Raw genomic sequence first — 15562 nt, forward strand, 5'->3', positions numbered from 1 at the left:
ACACTTCTATCATAAAATAAAATGCTGTACAGGAGAAGAAGATGAATATTGAATTACTAAAACACCTAGTTGATTATGGTGTGATTGCATTACTTATATTTATGAGTTTTATAGCTGTAATGTTTTTTATAGAAAGACTCTTTTTTTATAGAAAACTAGATGTAAATAAGTATAAAAACAAAAAACAACTTGATGTGGCACTTACAAAAAACTTAACTTTTATTGGAACTATTGCCTCTAACTCACCTTATATAGGACTTCTTGGTACTGTATTAGCCATAATGCTAACTTTTATGACAATGAGTGAGGGTGATATAGTTGCAACTAAAATTATGAGTTCATTAGCCCTTGCACTTAAGGCCACGGCAGTTGGTTTAGTTGTGGCAATTGTATCAATGGTTTTTTATAATATCTTAAGTCGATACGCAGAAGTTTTGGAAAGCAGATATGAAAATCAAGAAATATGATTCAATAAATGTAATACCTTTTATTGATGTTCTTTTAGTACTTTTAGCAATAGTTTTGATGACATCTACTTTTATTGCTAAAGGTGTTATACCTGTATCTCTTCCAAAATCAACTTCATCTGATAATAAAAAAATAAAAAAAGAGTTGAGCATTTATATAAAAGATTCTGGACAAATTTATCTTGATAAAGAAGAGTTAATAGTTGAAGAGCTATTAAGTAAAATTTCACAAGAAGAAAAAGATAGACCAATTTTAATAAATAGTGATAAAGACGCTAAGTTTGAAGTTTTTGTATCTATTTTAGATGCTTTAAAATCAAATGATTTTGAAAATATATCAATAGTGACGGTAAAACAACAATGAGATATTTAAACTCTTTTTTTCTTACAGTTTTGATTTATATAAGTATAGCTACACTTTTTTTATTTGCAAATCCTTTTGAGAAATTACACTCTGAAAAAAAACAGGAAAAGAAAATTAAATTAAACTATGTTCAAATAGTTAAACCAAAACCTGAAAAAAATGTTCAAAAAAATCAGACAAAAGCAAAAGAACTAGTAGTTGAAAAAAAAGTTAAAAAAGTTATAACAAAGCCTAAGAAAATTGAACCCAAAAAAATCGTAAAGGCAAAAGTAAAAAAGAAAATAGTAAAAAAAGTAGAAAAGAAAAAAATTGTTAAAAAACCAAAAAAAGAGATTGTAAAAAATACACCTAAAAAACTAATTAAGCCTAAAAGTAAGCCTATTGAGAAAGTGGTAACTAAAGAAATAAAAGAACCAATTAATCCTACTCCTGTAAAAAAAGTAGTTAATTATAAAGAAGATTTTTTAGCAAATCATTTACATATGATAAAAAAAGAAATACAAAAAAATATAATGTACTCAAAAAGAGCTAGAAAACTTAAAATACAAGGTAAAGTTCTTGTGGAATTTTGTTTAACTAAATCTGGTGAAATAAAAAGAGTGAAAACACTAAAAGGACATAAACTACTGCAAAAGTCCACAATAGAAGCAATCTATAGTGCCTCAGTAAATTTTCCAAAAGTTCAAAGAACAATCACAATAAGAGTTCCTATTGAATATAGATTAATTTAAGTTTTTAAAAAGTTTATATTAATACTAGGTTAAAAGATCAGTTATATAATTACATTAAAGGATGGCTTGTAAAATATCTATTAGAAGGAGGATGTTATGAAAACTTCAAGAATTATTCTAAGTGGTTTATTGGTATTTGGTGCAACATTTATGTTTGCTGAAACTTTACCAAGTTTTGGTCCTGTTGCTTTTTCAGTTTATGATACAAATAAAGATGGTCAAATTAGTCCTGCTGAATTCAATTCAGTAAAAGAAAGAAGAATGACTCAAAAAGCTGGACAAGGTAGACTTATGATGAATGCAAAAAATTCACCTTTATTTTCTGATGTTGATAAAAATGGTGATGGCATCATTTCACAAAATGAACTTCAAATTCATCAACAAGCTAGATTTAAAAATAGAGTAAATCAAAGAAATAATATGATGAATGGACAAGGAATGGGAAAAGGTATGGGACAAGGAATGTCTCCTGGAAAAGGTCGAAACTGGTAAAAAAGAGAAGAGTTAACTCTCTTCTCTTTTTAGTGTTACACTCCAAGCTTTATATTTAGGGTCATTTTCAATCTCTTCAATTTGTTTTTTTGTTAGACTAGGATAACTCATTTTTTTACCGTCAAATACTATACATTCATAGGTTTTTTCTTTTTTGAAAATATTTTTGATTTTATCAAACATTTCAAGCCTTTAATTTCGTATTTTATATTACTTTCAATACAATAACAAAAAAAATTTATAAAAGAATAAAAATGTGTGACTATAGAAAAAAAATAACTACAAATAGAGAATTTTATCCAATAAGTGATTTAGATATCTCAGTTGAAAGTGATAGAGGAAGAATTCTTTCTGCTCCATCTTTAAGACGTTTACAAAAGAAAACTCAAGTATTCCCTTTAGAATTAAATGCAGCTGTTAGAAGTAGATTAACTCACTCTTTAGAAGTATCCCAAACAGCAAGGTTTATTGCTAAAACCATTTTAAAAAAATGTGAAGGTAAATTTTATTTAGATGATGTAAAGGATGCTTTTATCTCAACATCTGAAATGACAAGTTTAATACACGATATTGGGAACCCACCATTTGGCCATTTTGCAGAAGTTGCATTAAATTCTTGGATGAAAAATAAGGGTATAAAAATATTCAACAATCTAATTTGTGTTGATGAAAAAAACTTAGAGTTAAAAAATCTTTTGATTAATGACCTTTGTAATTTTGATGGGAATGCTCAAGGGATTAGAATTATTACAAAACTTCAAAGACTTAACCTTTCTTATTCACAAATTGTTTCAATGCTTAAATATACAAGAGGAGCCTTTGAGCCTAAACCCTCAAAAAGTGAAAAATACTCTTATATGAGAAAAAAACCAGGTTATTATTATTCTGAAAGGGATATTGTCTCAAAAATCAAAGAGTCTTTACATATTGAAGATGGATGTAGATTTCCAATCACTTATATAATGGAAGCTGCAGATGATATTAGTTACTTAAATGCTGATATGGAAGATGCAGTTGATAAAAAGATTTTAAGTTTTGAAAAGGTGTATTCACTTATAAAACAAGAGTGCGAAAAGATGAATGAAACTTATCTTTTGGAACTTGTGGAGGACTATTATCAAAAAGCAAAAAAAAATGAGAGTGAACCATATCAGTTTAATTTATTTTTAACTCTTACAAGGGCTAAACTAACTCATGCTTTAGTTGAGCATGTCTCGCAAGTTTTTATTGATAATCATGAAGATATTTTCAATGGAAGATTTGATGCCGCACTTTTAGAATATGATGAAAATAGTAAATATACTAAAGCTGTAAAAGTCTTACAAAATATTTCAATAGAACATATTTATAATAATAAAGATATTCAAACGCTGGAATTAAAGGGACAAAAAATATTAAGCACTTTATGTGAAAATTATAAACCACTTTTAGAACTTGAGAGTGAAGAGTTTGAAAAGCTTGTTCATGGGGAAAGAATCTCTTGTTTTATCTCTCAAAGATTGATTAGGAGATTATCTTCAAAACATATAGTTGCCTATAAAGATAGTATTGAAAAACTTTCAAAAGATGATATGGTTAAATACAAACTTGAAGAGTGGTATTATAGAGCTAGATTGATATTTGATTATATTTCAGGTATGACTGATGATTTTGCTTTAAATGAGTATAAAACTTTACAAGCATTGATTTAAAAGATTTAAAGATTTTTGAACTAGTTAAGTTTATTAAATTTTTCAAAAATCTTTATTTCTAATTCTTCAATACTTGAAATTGCATCTTTATCATGATTTGAAAATCCCCAGTTTACTAGAACTGAATCAATTCCTGCATTATTAGCAGCCATAATATCTTTGTGTGAATCTCCAATTAATTGAGTCCTATCTTTTTGTATATTGTGAGTATCAAGGATTTTATAAACCATTTCAGGGTGAGGTTTCGCTTGCTTTACAGAATCAAAACCTAAGATAGTTTCAAAATACTTACCAACTTCAAGATGATCAAGCATTTTTCTTGCAAAAGTAGAATTTGCATTTGTTGCAACAGTTAAAGTAAACTCTTGATTTAAATCATCAATTAGTTTTGCCATTCCATCATATAACTCTAAACCATTTAAACAATTTGCATTGTAGTGTTCTTCAAATAATTCTTTTTGTTGTAGTGTGAAATCATCTGTACCATAGAAAAATTTTGAAGCATTTATATTTGGATCATTTACTTTTTCAAGGGCATAGTTCTTTTCTAATTTTTCAAAACCTAATTCTTCTCTAACATGATTTATAGTGTTTACAATTGTAGTTCCACTATCTAAAATCGTACCATCCATATCAAAAATAAGTAATGCCATTAAAATCCTTTTAAAGATGACATTATATTTTTTTTATCATTAAAAAGCAGTGTTTAGATGTATATGAATTAACAAATAATTAACATTTTGGAGTTATTATTAGATATTAGAAAATTAATCTCCTACTCTAAACTTAATTTTCTCAAAGTCTTTGTGTTCGAAGCCCCATTTTTTATGGGGCTTTTTTAATTTTAGCTAGTTATCAAGAGGCTTTATATATCATTTCAATTATTTTTTAGGAATTTTAATGAAGAAGTTTTTACCTATTATTACTATTTTTGTATTAATATTTATTATTGTTGGTATTTTTTTATCAATGTCAAATCAAAAACAAATGGTTGTTATACATGAGGGAAATCATGAACACAAACCAGTAGACATAACACTAAATCATTTCCAAGATACTCAATGTGGTATGACAATTACTTCAAACAAACATTCAGCACAAGCAATTGCTCCTGATGGAAGAACATGGTTTTTTGATGATCCAGGTTGTTTAGCTTTATGGTATAAAAATATAGAGTTTCAAGAAAATGCTATTATCTGGGTTTTTTCAAATGATACAAATGAATATATAGATGGTAAAAAAGCTTGGTATGATAAAACTTCAAATACTCCAATGGAATATGGATTTGGTGCTTATAAAAATAAAAAAGAGGGTATGATTAGCTTTGATGAAATGATAATCAAAATGTATAGGGGTGAAAATTTAACAAACCCTTTAATTAGAAATAAACTATTAGGTAAATAATGGAAAGTGTAAGTATACTAACAATAATATCAATTGCTTTTTTAGGCTCTTTTGGTCACTGTATCGGTATGTGTGGAGGAATTGTCGTAGCTTATTCAAGTACAAAAATTGATTCATCGTGGAGTAAAACCAAACAGTCAATCTCCCATATTTTATACTCTTTTGGTAGGATAACTACTTATGTAATACTTGGATTCATATTTGGTTTTGTAGGTGGAGTTGTTACTTTTGATAATATGACAAGTGGTATCTTGCTTTTAACAACAGGTGTTTTAATGATACTTGTTGGTTTATCTTTAAGTGGTAAACTAAAGTTTTTAACTTCCTTAGAGCATTCTGTATCTAAATCTACTATTTATCAACAAACATTCAGGTCTTTAATTGGTTCAAATACTTTGACTAGTTTTTATCTACTAGGGATGCTTAATGGTCTACTTCCTTGTGGCTTTGTATATGTGTTTGCAATAACAGCAGCTAGTACAGGAAGTCCACTTTGGGGAGCTTTTGTAATGCTTATTTTTGGTCTAAGTACATTACCTGCTATGTTTTCTTTAGGTTTCTTTGTTGGAGTATTTAAACAAATGGCCTTGCGTAGTCTATTTATAAATATAGCTTCAATTCTTGTAATTTTATTTGGATTTTATATTATGTACCAAGGATATGAATATATTATTGACCCTAATAAATCAATATTAAGCTGCCATATATAATTTAAAAAATTTTTAATTTCATATTTTTATCCCTTTTTTAGTATAATCGCAAAAAATTTTGTAAAGGAGGATAAAAATATGACTACTAAAAAGAAAAACTACTTCTCATTTTTTGGTATTTTATGTGCAACTGTAAATGGAAAAATGCACTCTCAATTTAGTTCAATAGAAACTATTATTAATCAAAATACACCAAAAATCATTAAGCTGTTATTATCATCGCAATTAAAACCAGCTAAACAGTATTCAACAAACAATTTATAAAAAACATAGGACAAATAAAACACATGGAAAACAAAAAATTAACGACAAGCTTAGTTGCAAGCTTACTTATAGCAACAAACCTTTACTCAAACAAACTATCAGAAATCACAGTTTATTCAGCCACTAAATCAGAGCAATCAATCAAAGATGTTACATCTAACGTGGAAGTTATTACAAAAGAAGAATTGGAAGAAAAAAACTATACGAATTTAACACAAGCTTTAAATAGTGTTCAAGGTATTGATATTACCTCAAATGGAGGATTAGGTCAAACTTCTTTTGTGAGAATTAATGGAATGCATTATACTAATACATTAGTACTAATTGATGGTATTAGATATAACGATATTACAAATGGCTCTGCCTTTCCAGGAAATATTTTAATAACTGATGTTGAAAGAATTGAAATAATAAAAGGTGCTCAATCTGGTGTTTGGGGTGCAGATGCTAGTGGGGGAGTTATTAATATAATAACAAAAAAACCAGAAAATGGATTAAATGGTGGTATAAATTTAGAGTATGGAAGTTTTAATACACAAAAATATGGTCTTAATCTTTCATATAAAAATGAAAAAGCTTATGTAAAGTTAAATGCTCAAAGACTTACAAGTGATGGATATTCAGCACAAGCAACAAGAGGTATTGATTTAGATAGTTTTGAAGATGATTCTTATGAAAACACTACATTATCTTTGAAAACTGGAGTAAATCTTAATGATAGTAATAAATTAGATTTTACTCACACATATATAGATTCAAAAACAGAATATGATGGAAGTGGACCTAATGATTCAGATGACGAATCAAAATCAAAAAGTAATTTTTCAAAAATAAACTTTAACAATGTAAATAAAATTGGTGTAGTTGATATTTACTTTTCAAAATCCAAGTTTGATAGAAAAGATCCAACAGGTTTTACCAAAGAATTTGAGTCTGATGTAAAAGAGTATGGAGTTAAATCAAATATTAAATATAGAGAAAAAGATTTTTTAATTTTAGGAATTGATAGAAAAGATTTTAATCAGAAAAAAGCATATTCTTTTGATTATCAAAATAATGGATTTTATTTGACAAACAGTAATTTCCTTAATAATAATACAACTGTTTTTACCCAATCTTTAAGATATGATACATATACAAGTTTCAAAAATAAAATAACGGGAAAAATAGGTTTTAAACACTCATTTGAAGATTTTATTTTTTCTTCTAATTTTGGAACAGGATATAAAGCTCCAACATTATATGAATTAAGTCATGATGGTGGAAATGACTTAAAACCTGAATATAATAAATCTTTTGACATTGCTTTACAATATAAAGATATTGAAATAAAATATTTTAGGAATAGAATAACAGATTTAATTGATTACAACTATAATGGGACTCCTACTGATTATTCAGACGATTATTATTCAAATATTGAAGGGACTTCAAAGTTAAGTGGTTACGAGATTAGCTACAATAATGATATAGCAAAACACACTTTATTATCTTTGACTTATACTAATTTAATTGCTAAGGATGAAGATGGTGTTAAATTATTAAGAGTTCCAAGAGAAACTTTAAAAGTTAGTCTTGATTATTATGGATTTAAAAATCTTCATCTTAATTTAAATGGTAATTATGTTGGAGAAAGATTAGATTTAAGTAGTACTCAAACAGGTAATTATACAGTTTGGAACTCAGTTGCAAATTATGAAATTAACAAAGATACAAGTGTGTATTTAAAGGTTGACAATATTTTTGATAAGTATTACCAAACAGTTAATGATTATTCAAGTGCTCCTAGAAGTTTTTATGTAGGATTAAAGTATAATTTCTAATGAAAAAAAAATTATTAATTCTTTTATTTATTAGTCTAAACTTATTTGCAGGAGAGAGAATAATAACCCTCTCTCCTTCAATAAATGAAATTGTCTTTGCCTTAGGCAAAGGGAAAGATATAGTTGCAAATACTCAATATTGTAATTTCCCAGAAGAATCAAAAAAAATTCCAAAAGTTGGAGGATATGCAAGTGTATCTTTAGAAAAATTGCTCGTTGCAAAACCATCATTAATACTTTCTCAAGAGTATGATAAAAATTTAATTGCAAATATAAAAAAGCTAAATCTAAATATAAAAACTTTTAAGACAAATAATTTAGAGTCAATAAAAAGTACAATTTTGACCATTGGTAAGCTTCTAGACAAAGAAAAAAGTGCAAAATTTTTAGTAAATGATATAAACAATAATTTAGAAGATATAAAAAATATTAAAACTAATAAAAAAGTTTTAATAGTCATTAGTCCAAGAAAAGATTTAAATAAAACCATTTATGTTGCTGGAAACTATCTTTATTTTAATGATATCATTGAAATAAGTGGAAATAAAAATGCTTATCAATCATCTTCTTTATCTCAACCAATTGTAAATGTTGAGAAAATTATAAAAATGAATCCAGAGATTATAGTATTATTAGCTCCATATATAAAAGATAGAGATATTTCTAAAGATGAACTTAAAAAGTCTTGGTTAGAATTACCAATAAGCGCTGCAAAATCAAAAAATGTTTATATTATTGATAAAGAGTATGCAGGAATTCCAAGTAATAGAGTAGTCTATTTTATAGATGATTTTAAAGGTATTTTAGAAAATGTTAGAGATAAATAATTTTTCAAATCTAATATTGAATAATATATCTTTTTCTTTAGAAGAAAATGAGAATTTAATAGTTTTAGGCAAAAATGGAGCTGGAAAATCTACTTTAGCAAAGGTTTTATGCAATTTAATTACAAATGATAAAGTAAAGCTTTTTGATGAAACTATTTCTATATTAGATGAATCAAAAAGAACCCAACTAATTAATTACATTCCTCCAAAATTTGAAATCTTTGATGAATATATAACAGTTTTTGAATATCTTCAAATGTCTGCGATTAAAGAGATCAAAAAAGAAGATATTGAAAATATTATCTTATTATTAAAACTTGATAGTGTTAAAAATAGATATTGCATAAACTTAAGCTCAGGGGAACAACAACTTTTGTTATTAGGTTCAAGTTTAATTCATAATGCAAAGATAACAATTTTTGATGAACTAACTGCAAATCTAGATATCTCAAGAATAAAAGAGGTTTTTGATATATTTAAATCAACAAAGCTTAGTCAAAAAATCATCATAACTCATAATTTAGATTTAGCCTTTAATCTAAAATATAAGATTCTTTTTTTAGAAGAGGGTAGTGTGAAGTTTTTTGGTTCAAGTGAAGAGTTCTTTAAACTTGAAAATCTCGATAGACTTTATAACAATAGTGTAAAAATTATCAATAATCATTTAGTGGTAAAATTATGAAAAAAATTGTCTATATATTGAGTTTTTTTATAATTATACTTGCACCTTTTATAGGTGATACTTCTATAAACTATAACGATATTTTTAATTCTAATACAACAAGTTATACTATATTTTGGGATTTAAGGGTTCCACGAATAATCTTAGCTTTCTTTGTTGGAGCTATTTTAAGTCTCTCTGGACTTATATTTCAAACAATATTCAAAAATGCACTTATAACTCCTTATACTCTAGGGATTGCAAGTGGTACTACACTATTTACAGCTATTTCAATTGTATTTTTTCCTACAGTCATGCTAGTTATATCTGGGATTCTAGGCTCTTTTATCACTATTATAATCTTATATTTAATATCACAAAGGATAAATAAAGCTTCAATTGTAGTCTCTACAAACTCAATACTTCTAATAGGTATCGCTTTATCATTTTTCTATTCATCTGGTTTGATGATGGTTTTTTATATGAGTGATCTACAAGAAAATTATTCAATCGTTAGATTTACTTTAGGTAGTTTGGATGTTGTTGGCTTTAGCAGTTCTATTATAGTTTTTTTAATTTCAGTTATTTTATTATCAACAGTACTTTTTTTTAAAGAGAAAATTAAACTTCTTTTGATATCTAATGATATGGCATTTTTAAAGGGTTTAAATGTAAATAAAATCAATTTAACACTTCTAATTGTAATTTCATTAGCTGTTGGTATTAGTATTAGTTTTGTTGGACCTATTGGATTTGTAGGACTTGTAATACCACATATGGTGAAAATACTTTATAAACAAAGTGCCCATAAATTAATCATTCCAGTCTTCTTTTATGGTGGTTTTTTCCTAGTACTAGCAGATTTTATTTCAAGAAACTTAAATACAGCATCATCTTTACCAATTGGTGTTGTAACTTCATTTATTGGAGCACCATTTTTTGTTTATTTACTTATAAAAAGAAACACAAAAAGATAGATTATAATTTCCAATGATTTAGTTTTGATTTATTTGTATTATTTTTTACTATTTTACAAAGTTTTGGGAAAAAGACTAAAAAATCTTTTTCCAATCCATCTATGTTATTTTCAATGAGTGTTAAATAACTTATAGCAGAATCTCTTTTAGAAATCCGTGATGACACTCTCATATCAACTCTTTTTAGTGCATTTTCCAAATCATTATAGGTATTAAATTTTAATAATTCTTTATTTTTGATATTGCTCAAAATCTGCTTTGGCCAACTTGGATAGTTTTGGTTTAAACTAGTTTTATAAAACTCACTTTTAAAATCTTTAAGTTCTATTTTGCAGAAGGTATCCCAATTCTTTGTTAAAAGATAATCATAGGTAAAATCAATAACAATACCTCTTAATAAACCTTTTTCTTTTAATCTATTTTTGCTTATTTTAAAATGCTCATCTTTATCAGAAAAAGAATCTATTAATAAATGGATTTTCATACCTTTTTTAATATTTTCACTAGAATTTTCCCATGGTTTTGCTTTTAATGGATCAGCAAGTATATTGCCAACTTGAAAATCAATATTTTGTTCAGATAAAAATAGATGTGCTAGCCAATTCATTTTAAACTTTCTATTGTAAGTTTCATAAAATTTAATAATCCTTGTATATCTTTGAGATATAATTTCTCAAAATTTTATAAATATTACTATAAAAACCCTTTTTTTAGTAAAAGTTTAAAATAAAAATAACAAGTATAGGAAACTTAATGACAAATAATATCTCCATTTTTGGTACAAGTTCTGATGCTGGAAAATCAACCATAACTTTCATAATCGCAAAGATTTTACAAGATTTAGGATATTCAGTAGTTCCTTTTAAAGCTCAAAATGTCTCAAATAATGCTCACGTTTGTGATGATGGTAGTGAAATAGCAGTTGCACAATATTTCCAAGCAGATGTATTAGGAATAGACACTTCATACCATTTAAATCCAATTTTACTGAAATCAGGAAGAGGTAATAGTGCTAGTGTTATAGTTGAGGGGAAAGTAATTGATTCAAAGGACGTAAGAGCATATTATAAAGACTTGGATTTACTTAAACCTGCTGTAAAGAGATGTTTTGACTATTTAGATAAAAAGTATGATGTTGTAGTTTGTGAAGGTGCGGGAAGTCCAGTTGAATTAAATCTAATGGATAAAGATTTATCGAATATTTTTATCGCAGATGAATACAATACGAAAATAATTTTAGTAGCAGATATAGAAAAAGGTGGAGTTTTTGCCTCTGTTTATGGCGTTTATAATCTTCTTCCTAAGAAGCTTAGAGAAAATGTAATAGGTGTTATAATAAATAAGTTTCGTGGTGATATTACACTTTTTGATGAAGGCATTAAGATTATTGAAAATGATTTTAAAATTCCTGTTTTGGGAGTTTTACCATATATACCATTTAATTTAGGGTTTGAAGATTCTCAAAGTTTAAAAAATTATACACAAGTAAAGAAAAATCCAATTATAAATGTGGGTGTTATCTCATATCCTCATCTGAGCAATTACAATGATTTTGAACCTCTAATTGTTGATGAGTCAGTAAACTTACAGTTTATTGAAACAAATGTTTTATTAGATAACTTTGATATCATTATATTACCTGGTTCAAAGCTTGTAATTAAAGATCTATTATGGATGAAATCAAATGGCTTATTTAATAGTTTAAAAAAGTTTAATAAAACTATTTTTGGTTTATGTGGTGGGTATGAGATGATGTTTAAAAAACTTCTCGATAAAAAACTTATAGAAAATGAAAATATAACACAAGAAGATGGATTTGGTTTTATTGACGATGTGATAGTATTTGATTCAAAGAAAACACTTGTTAAATCAGAATACAAACTATTTTCTTTAAATATCAAAGGATTTGAAATACACCATGGACAAAGTAAAAAACATCCTTTATTTTATGATAGTGAAAATATAAAAGGAACCTTTGTACATGGTGTCTTTGACGATGATATATTTAGAGAATTTATTTTTAAAAAAATTAATAAAAATTATAAAAATTTCAATTTTAAAAAGTACAAAGAAAATCATATAAATAAGTTTATCAATATTATGAAAGAAAAAATCAATATTAATATGCTATTTAAAACATAAGTAAATCTTATGAATATAAAATAAGTTGACTTAATAATAATTTAAACTTAATTGAATTATAATTCAACATTATAATGGTTTGATTTTTGCTTTTAAACTTTTTGGCAAGTGAGCAAATACAATTTTACTATTTTTTAAATGTTCACCATTTTCATATATACTAACGTCCAAAGTCATATTTGATTTATTAAAAGATAGTAGCTTAATTGTTTGATTGTTTTGTTCAAATGAGAAATTTTTAAATTTTAAGTCAATAATAGGTTTTTTAGCCATAAGTCTCCTTCTTGATCAAACCATTATAAAAAAAGATTTCTTAAAGGATTTTATGATGGGTCAAAAAGAACATATCACAGCAATACCCTCAGATAGATTACAGTACTTCCCAGTTATGATGTTTGCAATAGTTATGGGGTTTTCAGGTTTAACCTTAGTTCTTGGAAAGTTACACCATGAACTTTTCTTCCCAGGTTTTGTAGTTTCATTTTTTACATATTTTACAACAGCTTTATTTTTTGTAATTACTTTTTTTTATTTAAAAAAACTTATTGTGTTTAAAGAAGAGGTTCAAAAAGAGTTTACACACCCAATTAGAATTAATTTCTTTGCAGCTATATCAATATCAATGCTATTATTGGGACTTATTTATAAAAATTCAATTACTGAATTATCTCACATATTTTTTATTTTAGGTGCAGCTTTACATCTATTTTTAACCTTTTATACAATTAAGTATTGGATTAATAATAACCTTGAGATGCAACATTCTAATCCTGCTTGGTTTATACCTATTGTTGGTAATATTATTGTTCCTATTGTTGGAAAGGGTTTTGTAGGTGATTCTATTTTATATTTTTTCTTTTCAATTGGTATTTTCTTTTGGATTGTTTTATTTGCAATTATTTTAAACAGAATTATTTTTCATAAACAATTCGCACCAAAATTTATGCCAACATTGTTTATTTTGATTGCTCCACCTGCTATTGGTTTTATCTCATATATAAAACTTGAAGGGAATTTAGACTTTTTTGCACATATACTTTATAGCTTAGGATTGTTCTTTACTATCTTGGTTTTTGTTATGTATAAAAACTATATCAAAATCAAATTTTTTATCTCTTGGTGGGCTTTTACCTTTCCTATGGCAGCAATCTCATTGGCTACAATTTTAATGTTTGAACTTACTCATAATTGGATATATGCAATGATGTCTTATTTCTTAGCAACAGTTACTATAATTATTGTTTTTTTAGTAGCAAAAGAGACAATAGTTCATATGTTTAAAAAAGAGATATGTATTTTAGAATAAATCTAAATACATATCTTTTATTAAAATACAAACAGATATAATTTTCCTTTTAATTTATATTTAAAAGGAGTTAAATTGAAATATAATTATATTGGGAAAAGTGGGCTTAGAGTAACTCCTATATGTTTAGGAACTATGACTTTTGGATCAACTACAGATAAGAAAGAAGCTTTTGAAATTATGGATAAAGCTTATGATAGAGGTATAAATTTTTATGATACTGCGGAACTTTATCCTGTTCCTCCAAGAGCAGACTTAGCTGGAAATACTGAAAAAATAGTTGGTGAATGGCTTAAAACAAAACCTAGAGATTCTGTAATCTTAGCAACAAAAGTAGCAGGAGCTGCATCAGGATGGTTTGTACCACCAATTAGACATGGACTTACTGCAATTGATTCCTTCCACATTAAAAAAGCTGTTGAAGAGAGTTTAAAAAGATTAGATACAGATTATATTGACCTTTACCAAATGCATTGGCCTGATACTGTTGTTCCAGTTGAAGAGAGTATGAGAGCTTTTGATGACTTAGTTAAAGAGGGTAAAGTTAGGTATTTAGGAACTTCAAACGATACTGCCTATGGACTTACAAAAGCAAATGAGATATCTAAATATGAAAAATTAGCTAGGTTTGAGTCTATTCAAAATAACTTCTCATTAAATAATCCAAGATTTCTAGATGAATTAGCAAATGTTTGTAGAAGAGAAAATATTTCGTTGCTTCCTTATTCTCCAATAGGAGGAGGGGTCTTATCTGGTAAATATAATGGAGGACTTTATCCACCTGATTCTAGATTTGGTATTTATATGGCTAATAAAAACCCAAGAGTTCAAGCTATGGCAAACAGATTTGTAAATGAGAAATCTTTAGAAACAACCAAAAGATATATGGAACTTGCAAAGGAATATGGAGTTTCGCCTGTAACTTTGGCTGTTGCATACTCTAAACACTTTGATTTTGTAGCTTCAACAATAATAGGTGCTAGAAAATTATCTCAACTTGATGAATCTTTAGCTGCTTTAGATTTTGAAATTGATAATGAGTTAATGGCAAAAATTGAAGAGGTACAAAAAGAGATTTTATATCCTATGGGATAATTTAGTATAGGGATCTCCCTGTACTATCTAAGTTTCTTAAGTTTAAGTAGGTAAGATTTTAAAAATTATTTAAAGTATTGATATGAAGATTAGAGTTTATTATGAAGACACAGATATTGGTGGTGTTGTATATTATGCAAATTATCTAAAATTTTGTGAACGAGCTAGAAGTAATGTGTTTTTTGAAAAAGGTTTATCTCCTCATAATGACGATGAATTTTTTGTTGTAAAAAAAGTTGAAGCAGATTACATAAAGTCTGCAACATTTGCAGATGTTCTAAATGTTACTACAAAACTAGTATCTAAAAAAAATGCTTCAATTGAAATTTTTCATGAAATATTTAGAGATGATGAATTGCTTTTTACTGCAAAAATCAAACTTGCATTTCTAAAAAATTACAAACCTACAAAAATATCTAAAGAAATTTTAGAAATTTTTAATACAATATAATAAAATATTTTATTATCATACGCGAACCTATCAACATTTATTTAAAATAAGAATATTTTATAATAAAAAAATAAATTTTGTGTATATTTATTAATAATTGTTTACTTTAGTTTTAATATAAAAAAAGCTAAAATCTTTAAACTTTATTAGGAAAAAT

At 26.5% G+C, this 15562-nt stretch carries 20 protein-coding genes; 16 read left to right on the top strand and 4 right to left on the bottom strand.

The genetic code is table 11. The features are described 5' to 3' along the window. Positions 1–41 precede the first annotated feature (41 nt). The 4 genes from exbB to AC2TY9_RS11100 all read left to right on the top strand — a co-directional run bounded on the left by exbB (position 42) and on the right by AC2TY9_RS11100 (position 2054). On the top strand, positions 42–467 hold the full coding sequence (gene exbB / locus AC2TY9_RS11085; RefSeq protein ID WP_489777524.1) for a TonB-system energizer ExbB: 426 nt from the start codon (positions 42–44) through the stop codon (positions 465–467). Beyond that, on the top strand, positions 448–831 hold the full coding sequence (locus tag AC2TY9_RS11090) for an ExbD/TolR family protein (protein WP_489777525.1): 384 nt from the start codon (positions 448–450) through the stop codon (positions 829–831). Before exbB ends, AC2TY9_RS11090 begins: the two co-directional genes overlap by 20 nt. After that, entirely contained in the window at positions 828–1562 is a 735-nt protein-coding gene (locus AC2TY9_RS11095; RefSeq protein ID WP_489777526.1) for an energy transducer TonB, read from the top strand. The genes AC2TY9_RS11090 and AC2TY9_RS11095 overlap by 4 nt, the downstream gene beginning before the upstream one ends. A 96-nt stretch (positions 1563–1658) precedes the next feature. Beyond that, positions 1659–2054, top strand: a complete 396-nt coding sequence (locus AC2TY9_RS11100) for an EF-hand domain-containing protein (protein WP_489777527.1) — start codon at positions 1659–1661, stop codon at positions 2052–2054. A gap of 12 nt (positions 2055–2066) precedes the next feature. On the opposite strand, the gene AC2TY9_RS11105 is transcribed toward AC2TY9_RS11100, so the two are convergent. Next, positions 2067–2237, bottom strand: coding sequence for a hypothetical protein (locus AC2TY9_RS11105; protein WP_489777528.1), 171 nt, complete (start codon positions 2235–2237; stop codon positions 2067–2069). Positions 2238–2308: 71 nt separating this feature from the next. Here AC2TY9_RS11105 and dgt point away from each other — a divergent pair, with 71 nt between their 5' ends. After that, positions 2309–3745 carry a dGTPase gene (gene dgt / locus AC2TY9_RS11110; RefSeq protein ID WP_489777529.1) on the top strand — a complete coding sequence of 479 codons (1437 nt, stop codon included), beginning with the start codon at positions 2309–2311 and terminating at the stop codon, positions 3743–3745. Between the two features lie 20 nt (positions 3746–3765). Here the strand turns inward: dgt and AC2TY9_RS11115 are convergent, their stop codons facing one another. Beyond that, positions 3766–4398, bottom strand: coding sequence for an HAD family hydrolase (locus tag AC2TY9_RS11115; protein ID WP_489777530.1), 633 nt, complete (start codon positions 4396–4398; stop codon positions 3766–3768). Positions 4399–4645: 247 nt separating this feature from the next. On the opposite strand from AC2TY9_RS11115, the gene AC2TY9_RS11120 reads away from it, so the two are divergent. The 7 genes from AC2TY9_RS11120 to AC2TY9_RS11150 all read left to right on the top strand — a co-directional run bounded on the left by AC2TY9_RS11120 (position 4646) and on the right by AC2TY9_RS11150 (position 10411). After that, the gene (locus AC2TY9_RS11120; RefSeq protein ID WP_489777531.1) at positions 4646–5149 is read left to right on the top strand and encodes a hypothetical protein; all 504 of its coding nucleotides are present in this window, start codon (positions 4646–4648) and stop codon (positions 5147–5149) included. Further along, positions 5149–5859, top strand: coding sequence for a sulfite exporter TauE/SafE family protein (locus AC2TY9_RS11125; protein WP_489777532.1), 711 nt, complete (start codon positions 5149–5151; stop codon positions 5857–5859). Before AC2TY9_RS11120 ends, AC2TY9_RS11125 begins: the two co-directional genes overlap by 1 nt. A 78-nt stretch (positions 5860–5937) precedes the next feature. Continuing rightward, positions 5938–6123: a hypothetical protein gene (locus AC2TY9_RS11130; protein ID WP_489777533.1), complete on the top strand. Its 186-nt coding sequence runs from the start codon at positions 5938–5940 to the stop codon at positions 6121–6123. Positions 6124–6146: 23 nt separating this feature from the next. Next, complete coding sequence (locus AC2TY9_RS11135) at positions 6147–7946, top strand: TonB-dependent receptor plug domain-containing protein (protein ID WP_489777534.1); 1800 nt, start codon at positions 6147–6149, stop codon at positions 7944–7946. Then, positions 7946–8773, top strand: a complete 828-nt coding sequence (locus AC2TY9_RS11140) for an ABC transporter substrate-binding protein (RefSeq protein WP_489777535.1) — start codon at positions 7946–7948, stop codon at positions 8771–8773. Before AC2TY9_RS11135 ends, AC2TY9_RS11140 begins: the two co-directional genes overlap by 1 nt. Beyond that, the gene (locus tag AC2TY9_RS11145; protein ID WP_489777536.1) at positions 8757–9455 is read left to right on the top strand and encodes an ATP-binding cassette domain-containing protein; all 699 of its coding nucleotides are present in this window, start codon (positions 8757–8759) and stop codon (positions 9453–9455) included. Before AC2TY9_RS11140 ends, AC2TY9_RS11145 begins: the two co-directional genes overlap by 17 nt. After that, complete coding sequence (locus AC2TY9_RS11150; protein WP_489777537.1) at positions 9452–10411, top strand: FecCD family ABC transporter permease; 960 nt, start codon at positions 9452–9454, stop codon at positions 10409–10411. The genes AC2TY9_RS11145 and AC2TY9_RS11150 overlap by 4 nt, the downstream gene beginning before the upstream one ends. Position 10412: 1 nt before the next feature. On the opposite strand, the gene AC2TY9_RS11155 is transcribed toward AC2TY9_RS11150, so the two are convergent. Then, on the bottom strand, positions 10413–11018 hold the full coding sequence (locus tag AC2TY9_RS11155; protein WP_489777538.1) for an ACP phosphodiesterase: 606 nt from the start codon (positions 11016–11018) through the stop codon (positions 10413–10415). A 146-nt stretch (positions 11019–11164) separates the two neighbouring features. Between AC2TY9_RS11155 and AC2TY9_RS11160 the strand changes: the two genes are divergently transcribed. After that, the gene (locus AC2TY9_RS11160; protein WP_489777539.1) at positions 11165–12553 is read left to right on the top strand and encodes a cobyric acid synthase; all 1389 of its coding nucleotides are present in this window, start codon (positions 11165–11167) and stop codon (positions 12551–12553) included. A gap of 69 nt (positions 12554–12622) precedes the next feature. Here AC2TY9_RS11160 and AC2TY9_RS11165 read toward each other — a convergent pair whose 3' ends face one another. Beyond that, positions 12623–12826, bottom strand: coding sequence for a malate dehydrogenase (locus AC2TY9_RS11165; protein WP_489777540.1), 204 nt, complete (start codon positions 12824–12826; stop codon positions 12623–12625). A gap of 55 nt (positions 12827–12881) precedes the next feature. Between AC2TY9_RS11165 and AC2TY9_RS11170 the strand changes: the two genes are divergently transcribed. From AC2TY9_RS11170 to AC2TY9_RS11180, 3 genes are all read left to right on the top strand, one after another. Further along, the gene (locus AC2TY9_RS11170) at positions 12882–13859 is read left to right on the top strand and encodes an SLAC1 anion channel family protein (protein WP_489777541.1); all 978 of its coding nucleotides are present in this window, start codon (positions 12882–12884) and stop codon (positions 13857–13859) included. A 75-nt stretch (positions 13860–13934) separates the two neighbouring features. Further along, a complete protein-coding gene (locus tag AC2TY9_RS11175; RefSeq protein WP_489777542.1) occupies positions 13935–14954 on the top strand; it encodes an aldo/keto reductase in 1020 nt (339 codons plus the stop codon). 82 nt (positions 14955–15036) lie between these two features. After that, entirely contained in the window at positions 15037–15405 is a 369-nt protein-coding gene (locus AC2TY9_RS11180; RefSeq protein ID WP_489777543.1) for a YbgC/FadM family acyl-CoA thioesterase, read from the top strand. Positions 15406–15562: the final 157 nt, after the last annotated feature.

Source organism: Arcobacter sp. ISO1 (genome assembly GCF_058105185.1).